At 38.4% G+C, this 13181-nt stretch carries 13 protein-coding genes; 2 read left to right on the forward strand and 11 right to left on the reverse strand.

The features are described 5' to 3' along the window. Nucleotides 1-228: 228 nt before the first annotated feature. A complete protein-coding gene (locus GVV22_RS10055; RefSeq protein WP_159649934.1) occupies nt 229-654 on the reverse strand; it encodes a GNAT family N-acetyltransferase in 426 nt (141 codons plus the stop codon). Nucleotides 655-861: 207 nt separating this feature from the next. On the opposite strand from GVV22_RS10055, the gene GVV22_RS11225 reads away from it, so the two are divergent. Continuing rightward, entirely contained in the window at nt 862-1233 is a 372-nt protein-coding gene (locus GVV22_RS11225) for a transposase (protein WP_419178511.1), read from the forward strand. A gap of 200 nt (nt 1234-1433) precedes the next feature. Beyond that, nucleotides 1434-1814, forward strand: coding sequence for a transposase (locus GVV22_RS11230; protein WP_159649936.1), 381 nt, complete (start codon nt 1434-1436; stop codon nt 1812-1814). Here GVV22_RS11230 and tkt read toward each other — a convergent pair. The 10 genes from tkt to rplI form a co-directional block, all read right to left on the reverse strand. After that, nucleotides 1795-3774, reverse strand: a complete 1980-nt coding sequence (tkt, locus tag GVV22_RS10070) for a transketolase (protein ID WP_159649937.1) — start codon at nt 3772-3774, stop codon at nt 1795-1797. The two genes, GVV22_RS11230 and tkt, sit on opposite strands and share 20 nt — an antisense overlap. Before the next feature lie 147 nt (nt 3775-3921). Then, nucleotides 3922-5586 carry a phospho-sugar mutase gene (locus GVV22_RS10075; RefSeq protein WP_159649938.1) on the reverse strand — a complete coding sequence of 555 codons (1665 nt, stop codon included), beginning with the start codon at nt 5584-5586 and terminating at the stop codon, nt 3922-3924. Between the two features lie 68 nt (nt 5587-5654). Next, entirely contained in the window at nt 5655-5921 is a 267-nt protein-coding gene (locus GVV22_RS10080; protein WP_159638428.1) for a phosphocarrier protein HPr, read from the reverse strand. 91 nt (nt 5922-6012) lie between these two features. After that, complete coding sequence (gene rlmH, locus GVV22_RS10085; RefSeq protein WP_159649939.1) at nt 6013-6474, reverse strand: 23S rRNA (pseudouridine(1915)-N(3))-methyltransferase RlmH; 462 nt, start codon at nt 6472-6474, stop codon at nt 6013-6015. After that, a complete protein-coding gene (locus GVV22_RS10090) occupies nt 6471-7571 on the reverse strand; it encodes a S1C family serine protease (RefSeq protein ID WP_159649940.1) in 1101 nt (366 codons plus the stop codon). Before GVV22_RS10090 ends, rlmH begins: the two co-directional genes overlap by 4 nt. After that, on the reverse strand, nt 7558-8295 hold the full coding sequence (locus GVV22_RS10095) for an MBL fold metallo-hydrolase (RefSeq protein WP_159649941.1): 738 nt from the start codon (nt 8293-8295) through the stop codon (nt 7558-7560). Before GVV22_RS10095 ends, GVV22_RS10090 begins: the two co-directional genes overlap by 14 nt. A 19-nt stretch (nt 8296-8314) precedes the next feature. Then, on the reverse strand, nt 8315-9826 hold the full coding sequence (locus GVV22_RS10100; protein ID WP_236261955.1) for a M23 family metallopeptidase: 1512 nt from the start codon (nt 9824-9826) through the stop codon (nt 8315-8317). A gap of 14 nt (nt 9827-9840) precedes the next feature. Continuing rightward, nucleotides 9841-11358 carry a M23 family metallopeptidase gene (locus tag GVV22_RS10105; RefSeq protein WP_159649943.1) on the reverse strand — a complete coding sequence of 506 codons (1518 nt, stop codon included), beginning with the start codon at nt 11356-11358 and terminating at the stop codon, nt 9841-9843. 10 nt (nt 11359-11368) lie between these two features. Beyond that, nucleotides 11369-12727: a replicative DNA helicase gene (gene dnaB / locus GVV22_RS10110; protein WP_159641582.1), complete on the reverse strand. Its 1359-nt coding sequence runs from the start codon at nt 12725-12727 to the stop codon at nt 11369-11371. Between the two features lie 3 nt (nt 12728-12730). After that, nucleotides 12731-13180, reverse strand: a complete 450-nt coding sequence (rplI, locus tag GVV22_RS10115; RefSeq protein ID WP_159641581.1) for a 50S ribosomal protein L9 — start codon at nt 13178-13180, stop codon at nt 12731-12733. Between the last annotated feature and the right edge of the window lies 1 nt (nt 13181).

The following is a 13181-nucleotide window of genomic DNA, read 5'->3' on the forward strand; positions in this document are numbered from 1 at the left end:
TTCTCATTTTTATACTCTGACGAGTTTTGTTTATTTCTTGTATTTCTTTTGAAATTGACGTTTCCTGTTTAGTTTTCAAAGACCATTTTGCACCCAAGTTCCCTTGAACGCTTGTACATAATACCACCCTATATCACTTGTGTCAACGCATTTTAGAGACTAATTTAATCTTTTTAAATATACATTTTTCCCAATGTGAGTATGGGTGGTTTTGTGCACTTATTAACTCTATTTTGACCAACTCATCAAGGATTCCATCTCTCCGGTTTCCTCATCGATGGAACTTTCGTCAATTTTAAAACCTTCCCTTAGATAGAACGAAATCGCACCTTTATTTTTTTCATAAACACTGAGTTGAATATCATCATATTTATCTTTCAAGAAATCCATCATTTGTTTACCAATTCCTTTACCACGATGTGACGACAATATAAAAATCCCTGCAAGATAGCTTCCTCCAGTTATACCGGAAAAACCAAGAATCTCATTGTTGTCAATATAAACATACATATTGCTATTTTCCATCGCTTCCTTAACCACTTCTTTATTTTCACGCCAGTATTGTTCCGATATATAGTCGTGTGCTTCAACATTGACCGTTTCCCATATATCAATAACTTTGTCTATTTCACTGATTTTCATGTATCTAATCATAATTCACCTCTCTATATCATTGTATCACAATCACTTTGTGTTAGACGCTCGCTATAGAATACTAGTCGAGTTGAAAACCTCACTGAATAATTTGAAAATAATTTTATAAACAGAAGCTGCACAAGTGCTTACAAAGAAAAAAGGTTCTACATATTCTAGTGTAGGCGAGAAATCCTCAACACTTTTTAATTGAACCAACACTTCAAGGTGAATCATAAGACTTTACCGAAACATCTTTCTTTTGATGATTTTTCATCCGTTAAGTTCGTTCATCATAAAATGTCCTTCATTTATATGAATGTCGCCAACGGAAAAGTACTTGATATCCTTCAAGACAGACACTTAAGCTTGCTCAAGAGTTACTTCTTTCGATTCTCACTCGACGTTAGAGGGCAGGTGGAAACAGTTTGCATCGATATATACGAACCCTACATCCAACTCATTCGGTCCTGTTTTCCCAACGCAAAAATCATTACAGATCGTTTCCATATCGTACAGCATATTAATAGCACTTTAAATTCCACTCGAATGCACGTCATGAAACACAATCCGAAATACTATGCTCGCCTTAAACGATAATGGAAACTCATTCTCAAAGACGCTTCGAGTTTGGATAATCATCACTATCGAAAATTTACGGGTTATAAGTACCTCATGACAGAATCACAGGTTATTGACGATTTATTAAGACTTTCGCAGGAGTTTGAAAGCACCTACTGGCTTTGCCAACATTTAAAACAAGCCATTAGCATAAGAACACGAGGCTATTATCAGATTTGATGAACCCACCAAATTCTCATGTCGCCGAATCAATGAAAGATGTCTTAAAGACCTTTAAAAAACAAAAGAACCCTATTATAAATGCATTAACATATCCATACTCAAACAGGAAACTAGAAAGAACAAATAACCTTTTCAGAGTTATAAAACGAATCGCTTTTGGATACCGAGATTTCTATAACTTTAGATCAAGAATTTTACTAATATCAAACACAATGATACACTTAGAAATTAAAAAAACATCATCGTATTTCTATGACGATGGTACTGACTCTAAATGTGTCGGACTATCTCACCAACACTGGATTATAACGAGCCAAAAAACAACCACGTGGAGTGGTTGTTTCTATATAACGATTATTATTTCAGCGTTGACTTGATAACTTCGACAATATTATCGACTGTAAATCCAAAGTGTTCAAACAGAACATTTCCTGGAGCCGAAGCGCCAAATGTATCAAGGGAAACTGTTGCACCATCAAGTCCAACATATTTACCCCATGGTAACGAAGTTCCAGCTTCAACAGCAACTCGGGATCGAATTGTTGAAGGAATAATAGACTCTCTGTATGCTTCATCTTGCATTTCGAAAAGCTCTGTTGACGGCATACTTACAACTCGAACACCGACGCCAGTTTCGGAAAGTTTCTTCGCTGCTTCTAGTGTAATTGCTACTTCCGAACCTGTCGCAATTGCAATTGCATCTACTGTCTTGGGCTCATATACAATATATCCACCTTTCAACGCATTCTCTCCAGACATTTCGAGTTGCGGAAGATTTTGACGAGAAAGCACAAGTCCAACTGGAGTAGTTTTTGATGACAACGCTAAAGCCCATCCATATGCTGTTTCGCGTGCATCCGCCGGTCTAAAGGTGATGAAGTTAGGTTGTGATCGTAAAATCGACAATTGTTCTACTGGCTCATGTGTTGGCCCATCCTCACCCAAACCGATACTATCGTGCGTTAGTACGTATGTTAACGGCACATTCATAAGAGAACTTAGGCGAGCCATTGGTTTTAAGAAATCCGTAAAACCAAAGAACGTTGCTACATATGGCTTCAAGCCACCGTACAATGATATACCATTACCCGCCGCAGCCATAGCATGTTCCCTGACTCCAAAATGTATGTTTCTTCCGAGATAGTTCTCCGAACTAAATGAGGTTTCACCTTTCATTGCAGTCATGTTTGATGACGCAAGGTCAGCTGCACCACCAAACATATTTGAATATGTATCTTTAAGACGGTTAATCATTTCTCCTGAAACATTGCGAGTTGCTTGTGGTTTGTCTTCAAACTCAAACAATGCTTTATTTTCCAAGAGAGACTCTAATGAAATTTCCGAAAAGTCTTTGTTCCATTGTTGTGCTAATTCAGGATATTCTTTTTCATAATCCTCAAATAGAGCTATCCACATGTCATGAACTTTAGTTCCTTCGTCTGCGATTTCTTTGTAGTGTGCATAAACTTCTTCCGGAACATAGAACGGTTCAAGGCTAGGATATTCTAAGAATGTTTTTAGTGCTTCTATTGATGCATCTCCTAGTGGAGATCCGTGTGACGCTGAAGAGTCTTCCTTGTCACTACCATAACCAATTTTGGTGCGAATTTCGATGAGCGAAGGTTGTTTTGTATTTTCTTTTGCTTTTGCAATTGCTGCATCAATTGATTCGAGATCATTTCCGTCTTCGACAAGGAAAGTTTCGAATCCGTATGCTTCATAACGCGCGCGGACATTTTCTTTGAATGCTAAATCGGTGCGTCCTTCGATAGTAATCTCATTTGAATCATAAAGAACGATGAGCCGGCCTAGTTCAAGTGTTCCAGCTAAGGAAGATGCTTCACTGGTAATTCCTTCCATCATACATCCATCACCAGCCACGACAAATGTGTAGTTATCAATTAAATCATAACCTGGTTTATTGTATTTTGCAGCAAGGTGCTCTTGAGCCATCGCCATCCCTACAGCAGTCGAAAGTCCTGCTCCAAGTGGTCCAGTCGTTGCTTCAACACCATCTGTATGTCCATATTCTGGGTGTCCTGGTGTCTTTGAGTTGAGTTGTCTGAATGACTTAAGATCTTCAAGTGTCACATCATATCCAAACATATGTAATATTGAATATAACAACGCAGAACCGTGTCCTGCTGAAAGGACAAATCTATCTCTATTTATCCACTTACTATCTTTAGGATCAAAATTCATGTGGTTAGCCCACACTGTATATGCCATTGGGGCTGCCCCTAACGGCATCCCTGGGTGTCCTGAGTTTGCTTTTTGTACCGCGTCTACTGAAAGTACACGAAGCGCATTTACTGCTAAGTTATCAATCTGTTTCATAATTTCGCTCCTTTGGTATTAGAGTACCTCATTTTACCTTTTGTTTCAATGTATTACACTAAAAAGCTAGGTCGTAAGAAGCACGAAAGGTTCTATTTTACAATACCTATTCCAAGTCATTATTAACTAAAAAAGACGGTTTCCCGTCTAAATTTTTGCAATTGAATTAATGCTTGCTTTTAATAGTTCGAATTTAGCTTGCGCCTTCTCGATGGTTTCATCAACAATGCAATAATAGAACTTACATTTCGGTTCAGTCCCTGATGGTCTTATCGCAATCCAAGAGCCATCTTCAAGATAAAACTTTAAGACGTTCGATTTTGGAAAATCAAGTTGTTCGCCATTTGAGCGCATTGATGTTTGGAAATCGTCAAAGTACTTTACCCCAATATTCGCAAGGGATTTAAACACACCAGTTCTAAACGTATTTAAGATTTCTTGAATTTCTTCTAAACCAGTTGCACCAGCTCTAGTAATTGCTACTTGAGCCTCAACATGTGCACCATGTTCATCGTAAAGCGCATCTAGAACATCAACGAGCGTCTTATTCTGATTCAAGTAGTAGTTTGTAGCTTCAGCAACCATTAAACATGCCTGAATCGCATCTTTATCTCGTACGAAATCTGCAATTAAGTATCCGTAACTTTCTTCATACCCAAAGACAAAATCGTAATCATTCGCTTCATTATGTTGTTGAATCTTGTTTCCAATATATTTAAAACCGGTTAAGGTCTTTTCTACGGTTACACCATATTTAGAAGCTATCTTTTCCCCTAAATCTGACGTAACTACGGTATTGAACATAATTGGATTGGTTGGCATTGTGTCTAGTTCAATTTTGCTTGAGTAGATGTACTCTTGCAGAATTGAACCCCCTTGATTTCCTGTAAGGTATTGATACATGCCTTTATGCTTAACTACAATTCCCATGCGATCGGCATCTGGATCACAGCTAAGGATTAAATCTGCGTCCAGTCGTTTTCCATATTCAACTGCAAGTTCGTAACTTTCACGATCTTCTGGATTTGGTGTTTTTGTATTACTAAAATCAGGATCAAAGGTGCTTTGCTCCTTAACAACCGTTACATCATATCCAAGCGATGATAACAAGGTGGGGACCATTGGATAAGAGGTTCCATGTTGCGAAGTAAACACAATTTTAATATTCTTTGGTTCTTCGCGTCGAAGTTGTATCGTTTTAATTGCATCGAGATAGAGATTATCGAAGGTGTCATCGATTGCGTGTATCTTTGTTGAGTCAAAGGTTTCCAAATCAATATCAGTTTCATCCTTAACTTCATTAATTAGCGCAATAACTCGTGCGATTTTATCGTCAACAAGCTGACATCCTGTCTCGTCATAAACCTTATAGCCATTATATTCTTTAGGATTATGACTCGCGGTCACAACAATTCCACCAATACACCCCAATTCGCGTACCGCAAATGAAAGCTCCGGTGTTGGTCTTAACGCCTCAAAAATATAGCTCTCAATACCATATCTCGAAAGAATCCGTGCACTGACTTCAGAAAACTCTCTAGATTTGTGGCGATTATCATAAGCAATCGCAACCTTCAGAGGTTGATTAGGAAATGTTTCAACTAAATACTTACCAAAACCCTCATTTGCTTTCGCAACTGTGAGCTCATTCATTCGATTGGGACCTACTCCAATAAGTCCGCGCATTCCTGCAGTCCCAAACTCGAGCGATTTGTAAAATGCATCTTGTTGATCACTATCTGATAAATTATCAAACCCAGATTTTACCCAGTCGTATTTTTCTTGCAATGCTGACCATTTTTTAATTGTCATTTTGTCCCTCCACGATGAAATAAAAAAAATAGAAGATTTACACCTTCTATTTTAATGCAATTATGATATTAAGCAATGACTTTTTGAGCTTTTAATACTTCTTCAATAGTTGCAATTGCTTCGTCTTGATCTTCGCCTTCAGCTGAAATTACGATTTCTGACTGAGTTGGGATTCCCAATGACATAACACCCATGATTGATTTCATGTTTACAGCTTTACCTTTGTAGCTAATTTTAATTTCGCTTTTAAATTTACTTGCTGCGTTAACTGCTACTGTTGCTGGACGTGCGTGTAATCCAACTGGATCGATAACTGTTACTGTGATTTCTTTCATTATTTTTTCCTCCTAGTTTTTTCCCTTTAATTTTATACTATTCGTAAGAATAATACAATCTAATGCACTTTTTAATGCAAACCATTTCAAACTACTTATGGTATGGGTGATTCTTAGCTATCATAAACATTCGGTACACTTGTTCATAAAGCATTAATCGGACAAGTTGATGGGGGAATGTTAGGTTCGAGATTCGCCAACGTATATTTGCTCGCTGTCGTATTTCATCACTCACTCCATGTGAACCTCCGATAATGAATATCACCGTTTTTCCATGATCTATCAAATCTACCAGCTTCTCGGACATTTGTGGAGAGGTAAAATCTTTTCCTTGCAAATCCAAGAGAACAACATGGTCCCGTGGATCTATTTTGTCAAGAACGCGTTGCGACTCATCTTGAATAATGCCATTAATATCATTTTCTTTTTTATTACTATTTGGTAATTCAATCATCTCTATCATATGAATTGGTTTAAGGCGTTTTTGAAATTCTGCAATGAGTGCTTGCATCTCTTTTTCTTTAATTTTTCCAATTGCGATTATTTTTATCACTTGAGAGTTACTTCCAAATCAATCGTTTTCCCAGCACGGAGTACTTGCATCGATACCGTGTCGCCTGACTTTTTGGTGTAAAGTTGATTTCTAAAAGTCTTGTAATCTGTAATCTCTTTACCGTCAAAACTTGTAATGACATCATTTTTCTCTATACCACCTAATGCTGCTGGACTCTTTTCGACAACTTCAACTACAAAGACACCGCCTTTTAAATCATCCGGAATGTTGTAGTAACTTCTTTGGAATGGATTTAACGCATCTACCGATGTTGATGATACTCCGAGTACAGGATATTGTACTTTTCCAGTTGCCGCGATTTCGTCGATGACGCGTTGAACTTCATTTGCTGGAATCGCAAATCCCATTCCTTCAACTTGTTGTGGGTTCAATTTCATCGAGTTAATTCCGATGAGTTCACCATTTAAGTTGACAAGTGCACCACCACTGTTCCCAGGGTTAATTGCTGCATCTGTTTGGATTGCAACTCTATCCCAATCCGGTTGGCCGTCTCCATTTATGTCAACAGGAATTTTTCGGTCTTTTCCAGAAACAACTCCGAATGTAACTGAGTTTGCGAATTCAAGATCGATCGGACTTCCGATTGCTAATACAAATTCACCAACTTTCAATCCCGATGAATCTCCTAATACAATGGGTTCAATATCTGTTTTTTCTTTAACCTCAAGCAGAGCAAGGTCTGACAGTGGATCAGAGCCAATTAATGTCGCTTCTTTATCTTCACCGTTTGACAAACGTACGCTGAATTTGTTTCCACCATTGACGACATGTTCGTTCGTAATTATTTGAAGCGTATCACCAGTATTCTTGTAGATAACACCTGAACCACTCCCCATGGCACGATCGCCTTGGTAATTAACGACACTTACTACTTTGTCCTCAACTTTTTCAACAACGCGTGTTGTATCAATATCAAAATTCGTAACAACTTCCTGAGATGGTTTTCCTGACTCAGTTTGTGTTGTTGTCGGCTTGTTATTTACCTCATAGAGCTGGTATGTTAAAAAACCATTCCAAGCAAGTAAAATTACAAGTATTCCTAAAAAAGTTCGTTTAAATCCATCATTGTTTTTCATTGTTTATGCCTCCCATTACAATCTCATATTGTTTTGCGACGCTTATTTCTATCCTAGGGTTTGAAACAATATCCGACACGGTTTCAATTGCCAGTGCTTCGGTATTTGCTTCGGCGCTCAAGTGAGCGAGTACTATTTGTTTCGTATTCTCTGTAACAACTTTTGATAACACTAATCCGGCATCAGAATTTGACAAATGTCCAACATCTGACAGTATGCGCTGTTTGATATAGTATGGCCTCATCGTTTTCATCAACATTTCCGGATCATGATTACTTTCTAAAATATAGTAATCTGCATTTCGTAAATAGACGAGATCTGTTTCCTTAACATAGCCTGTATCGGTCATATAAACCAGTTTGCGTTTTCCGTCATCAAGAACATAGCCTACAGAATATGCATCATCGTGCGATGTTTTAATCGGCATGATGTGAATCCCGTCAATCTCAAAGGGTTCATATGGAATGACTGTTGTAAAGTCTTCCATATCAGGAGACGATGTAAATACTGATTTGTTCTTGAAATGCTTTAATTGGCTTGTGTGGTCTGAGTGGTCATGGGTTATCAAAACATGATCGATATCATCAAATCCCAAGCCAAGAGATTCAAAACTTTGACTAAGGTATCTTTTGGTTGTACCACAGTCAATAAGGATGCGTGTACCGTTTGTTTCTATAATACATGCATTTCCTTTCGAACCACTTGCCAGTATTGCATAATTCATTTCTTTACACCACCTCCTACTAACAACCTAACACAGAACATGGATCAATCCGTGTTCCGGATTGGTAAACTTCAAAGTGAACATGGGCTCCAAAACTTCGACCCGTATTACCAATATACCCAATCGCCTGGCCTGCAGTAACAACCTCTCCAACTTGGACGTATGATCCCGGATTACGCATATGAGCGTAACGTGTTTGATATCCGTTTCCATGGTCTATTAATACATAATTACCCCAGTCGTCTTTGTATGTCGCTTCAATTACGACACCACGGTCAGAGGCATAAATTTCACCCAAACCACCATTTCCAAAGTAAACAAAATCAGTTCCATTATGTCCTTGATAACAACTATTTCCATAAGCACAGGTAATGAACCCATTGGTAACAGGCCAACGGAACTTCCCACTCCCAATGCGAGGTTCAATTTTTGTACCAACACGTACTTTTCCGCGTATTGGTTCGACTGTAGTATGCTCCGATACTCTCTTGGAAGAAACTGACTGCATGTTGACCGTTGTATCGTTATATGTAACATCACGCAACCCATTACGTTCGACGACATCAATTATTTCGACACCTTCTTTTAGTTCTGGATCTTCCACATATTCAATGTCTTCAGGATAAACTATCTCCTCAATACGTCGTTCTCGAACGACTTCAACTGTCAGTGGCGAGTTAAACTTGCTAACATTCAGGACTATTCCTGGCTGTAAGAGTTGTTCTCTACTAACAATTTTATCTCGGTTCAGCGAAAGAATTTGAGATCCTGTCATCCCATGCTTCCAACCAATACCATCAACGGTATCAAAGCGTTCGACTTCATAAGTTTCAATACTTGGATCGTATCCATAACTTAGAAACTTAAGTACAGTTGCTTCGTCTTGCATAATTTTTTCAACCGGCGCAAAGCCTGGTGTAACTTGAATTGTCTCTTTAACACTCAGCGCAATCTCTCGTTCACCATAACCAGTCATCGGCGGTAATTTGTCACCTTTTTTTAGTACATTGTAAACATCATCTGATGATACAAAGTTTTTAATAAATCCTTCACGTGCTCGTTCGAAATCTTCAATGTTTTTCACGTAAATAATCGCACCGTTCGAAAACTCAATTTTATGTGCTTCAATAGCTAATAATCCTTGGTCGTAAAGGTAATTAAAAATTTCTGTGTCTTTGTTCTCATATGAGTTATAGCTAAGTGCCTTTGTTGTATAGACATCTTCCGATGGTCCAAGTTTTGAATTTTTAAATTTGTCTTTGTACTCTGCCTCATAAACGCGATCAAAGTTGCTTTCAAACAATTCTGTATTGTTTAAGATTCCGATCAAGGTATCTTTTTGGTATATTTTAACGACCTCATGGGGTTTATCACTGGTTGCAACAACATTTTGCGGAATAATTGCTGAGGCAACATCTGTAATTTGATAAGTCTCACTATTTATCATTTTGGAGTCACTCTGATTGAGCAAATATCCCAAAATAACGCTTAGTAGAGCTGCTCCTAAAATAATGGGTAGCTGCTTTTTCAAATCAAACATCCTTTCTATCTACATGTAACAAAGCCGTTGCATGCATTAAGTCGATTCCCCCCAGAATCCCAAATTTCTAAATGTAAGTGAGGTGTAGTCGCAAAACCTGTATCCCCAACTTGACCGAGATACTGTCCAGCTGCAACCGTTTCACCTTGCGATACTGCTGCAGGTCCTGGCATATGGGCATAAAGTGATTGGTAACCATTACCATGGTTGATCCGCACCCAATGACCCCATCCAGATTGATCATATCCTTTACCATTTACAACCCCGCGGTCAATTGAGAAGATTGATCCATAGACACCCCACGGTTGCATATCAACCCCACGGTGTCCACCGTAACATCCAAACTCACAAATAACACGTCCATCCGCCAGCGGCCATCGTCCAGTTCCAGCAACACCAATATTTGATACTTTTGGTTCTTCTTTGGTTCCAATTCGCACTTTCCCGCGAACCGCTTCAGTGGTTGTTTTTCGAGATGTTTCATCAGACCGTTGTTGTTCCCCGTTCACAAATAAAATGTTATAGGAAACATCCGCAATTCCTTCTTGTGCCACCACATCTACAATCTCTGTTCCCTCATCGACTGTTGGATCTTCAATGTATTCGATATCTTCTGGATAGATTGGTTCGGTAGTTTTCATTTCTTTTGTTACAAGAACGGTAAATGGTGAGTCAAATTTACTGACATTCAATTCCATACCTTCTTGTAAAATTTGTTGTTCTGACGAAATCTTGTCGCTATTGATGGATACAATTTGTGATGCGGACATCCCATTTTGTGACCCCACCCCAGCAACGGTATCGTATTTTTGGACTGTATAATTCTCAAGTTTAGGTTCATAGCCGTAGTTTAAGAACGTTAATACCTGGTCTTCATTCATGAGAATATCTTCTTTACTTGCAAGTCCTTTTTCGATTTTTACTGTTTCGTTAATTTCCAGAGATTTTTCAAGCATTCCTGAACTATCGGGAGTTGTCGGTTTCTTTTGATTAACAAATGCCTCGTAACCTGCTTCTGTCACAAAGTTTTTTATAAACATTTCCCGCGCAGTGTTAAAGTCTTCTCTGTTTTTAACATAGATAACTGCACCGTTTGAGAACGTTACTTTGTTACTTTCAATCGCAAATAAATTCTTCTCGTGAATATAGCCAAAGATTTCTACATCACGATCTTCGTAAATGTTATAACTCAATTCTTTGGTTTGGTAAATATCATCGATGAAACTCAGTTTTGAATCTGGAAACTCTTCTGCATATTCATTAGCATAAACGTCATTGAACATGGTATCCAATCGCGATGTATCGCGAATGATTCCGACAAGTTTTCCTGAATGATAAAGTTTTGTAATCTCAACTGGTCGATCATTTACCGCTACAACCTCTTGAGGGAAGTTTGCTTTCGATGTATCAATGACTTGCATAGCTGCTTCAATGCTTTGTTGGTCTGATTGATATTTACCGAGCAATCCAAGAATTACACTCAGTCCCAGCGCAACTCCTATCACAATAAAATTTTTCTTCATCGATCATCACCTACCTTCCTGTTGCTACATCGTAAAATTTAGTTATTGACGCATTGAATTGCATCGTTATATCTGCAAGAGCACCGTTACGGTGTTTACTAATTTTGACCAAAACTTCTTGCAAATCGGGTTTTGGCCCTTTCGGTACATCATCATTTTCTTCGTGCTGTGTATAGTATTCTTCACGATAAAGGAACATTACGATATCCGCGTCTTGCTCAATCGACCCCGACTCACGGAGATCACTCAATTGCGGGATTTTGACTTCACGCTTTTCCACGTTACGCGATAATTGTGAGAGCGCAATAACCGGAACTTCCATTTCCCTAGCTAATTGTTTCAGACCACGGGATATTTCAGAAACTTCTTGTTGGCGACTATCGGAATTTCCACGTCCTGTAATCAACTGAATATAGTCAATAACAACCATATCCAAACCAACTTCTGCTTTTAGTTTTCGACATTTCGAGAAAATTTCCGCCATCGTTACTGTCGAACTATCATCGATATAAATATTCGTGTTTGACAGCACGCTTGCCGCCATACTTAAATCATTGGACATTTCATCCGTCAAATTCCCCGATCTTAAAAATTCACTTTTAATCGAAGATTGCGCAGCTAACATACGACTCATTAAATGTGTGGCTGGCATCTCTAAAGAGAAAACTGCAACACTTCCTTTACCGTTATCGTTATGTCTTGCCACATTAAGTGCAAGATTCAGTGCAAACGCTGTTTTACCAACCGACGGGCGGGCAGCCAGAATAATTAAATCTCCACGTTGAAGTCCATTTGTAACGCGGTTTAAACTTTCAAATCCTGTCTTTAAACCGGTGATACGATCTCTATTTTCTTGAATTTTTGCCAGATTCGCCAAGAATTCCGCAACAACTTCCTGGCTTGACAGCATATCTGAAACCTGACGATCTTGCGTAACTTCTAATACACCCTTTTCCGCAAAATCGAGAAGATTTTTAACTTCTGTTGTTGAATCAAATCCTTGGTCCACAATTAATTGCGCAACACTAATGAGACGTCTAATTTGTGCCTTTTCTTGAACGACATCAACATAATGCTTCAATGTAGCAGGGGCTGCAGCATTCGCTGTTAAATAGAATAGAAAGTCAACACCACCAATACTATCAAGTTCATGATGATCTCTAAGTCTTGAAATTAATGTCGTTGCATCTAAAAAATTCCCAGCTTCAATTATGTCTAACATATGACGGAATATTTTTTGATGTTCAGTGTTGTAGAAGTCATCTACTACAAGGTTATGTTCATTAATACGATTGACTGAATCTGGATAGACCAGTAACGTACCAAGAATCGCAACCTCCGCATCATGACTATACGGTAATTGACGCATGGATTATTCTTCCCCTATTAGTCGAACTTTGATTTCACCTGTTACATGATCGAAGATTGTTGCCGTAATACGGTTCATACCTAAATGGGATACGGGACCATTAGGTTTGAATTTACGTTTATCCACACGGATATCGTAGTCTTTACGCAATGCTTCTTCCACATGTTTTGTCGATACCGAACCAAATGTACGACCACCTTTTCCAACTTTAACTGTAAATTCTAATGTAATATCTTCTAAACGTTTTGCTATTTCTTTTGCTTTTTCAACTTCAATTGCATGTTCTTCGGCGCGAGCATCTTTTTGATCTTTGAGAACTTCACGACTTCCACCACTTGCGATAACCGCTAATTTCCCAGGAAATAAAAAGTTACGTGCATAGCCATCTGCAACCTCTACAATTTCGTCTTTTTTTCCTAATTTTTTTACATCTTTTAATAGTATTACTTTCATA

The sequence above is a fragment of the Erysipelothrix aquatica genome (genome assembly GCF_009828825.1).
GTDB lineage: Bacteria > Bacillota_I > Bacilli_A > Erysipelotrichales > Erysipelotrichaceae > Erysipelothrix > Erysipelothrix aquatica_A.

Excerpts from the sequence above, each read along its gene's own strand:
- GVV22_RS10055 (WP_159649934.1), bottom strand. The coding sequence starts at position 654 with ATGATTAGATACATGAAAATCAGTGAAATAGACAAAGTTATTGATATA.
- GVV22_RS11230 (WP_159649936.1), top strand. The coding sequence starts at position 1,434 with ATGAACCCACCAAATTCTCATGTCGCCGAATCAATGAAAGATGTCTTA.
- tkt (WP_159649937.1), bottom strand. The coding sequence starts at position 3,774 with ATGAAACAGATTGATAACTTAGCAGTAAATGCGCTTCGTGTACTTTCA.
- GVV22_RS10075 (WP_159649938.1), bottom strand. The coding sequence starts at position 5,586 with ATGACAATTAAAAAATGGTCAGCATTGCAAGAAAAATACGACTGGGTA.
- GVV22_RS10080 (WP_159638428.1), bottom strand. The coding sequence starts at position 5,921 with ATGAAAGAAATCACAGTAACAGTTATCGATCCAGTTGGATTACACGCA.
- GVV22_RS10090 (WP_159649940.1), bottom strand. The coding sequence starts at position 7,571 with ATGAAAAACAATGATGGATTTAAACGAACTTTTTTAGGAATACTTGTA.
- GVV22_RS10095 (WP_159649941.1), bottom strand. The coding sequence starts at position 8,295 with ATGAATTATGCAATACTGGCAAGTGGTTCGAAAGGAAATGCATGTATT.
- GVV22_RS10105 (WP_159649943.1), bottom strand. The coding sequence starts at position 11,358 with ATGAAGAAAAATTTTATTGTGATAGGAGTTGCGCTGGGACTGAGTGTA.
- dnaB (WP_159641582.1), bottom strand. The coding sequence starts at position 12,727 with ATGCGTCAATTACCGTATAGTCATGATGCGGAGGTTGCGATTCTTGGT.
- rplI (WP_159641581.1), bottom strand. The coding sequence starts at position 13,180 with ATGAAAGTAATACTATTAAAAGATGTAAAAAAATTAGGAAAAAAAGAC.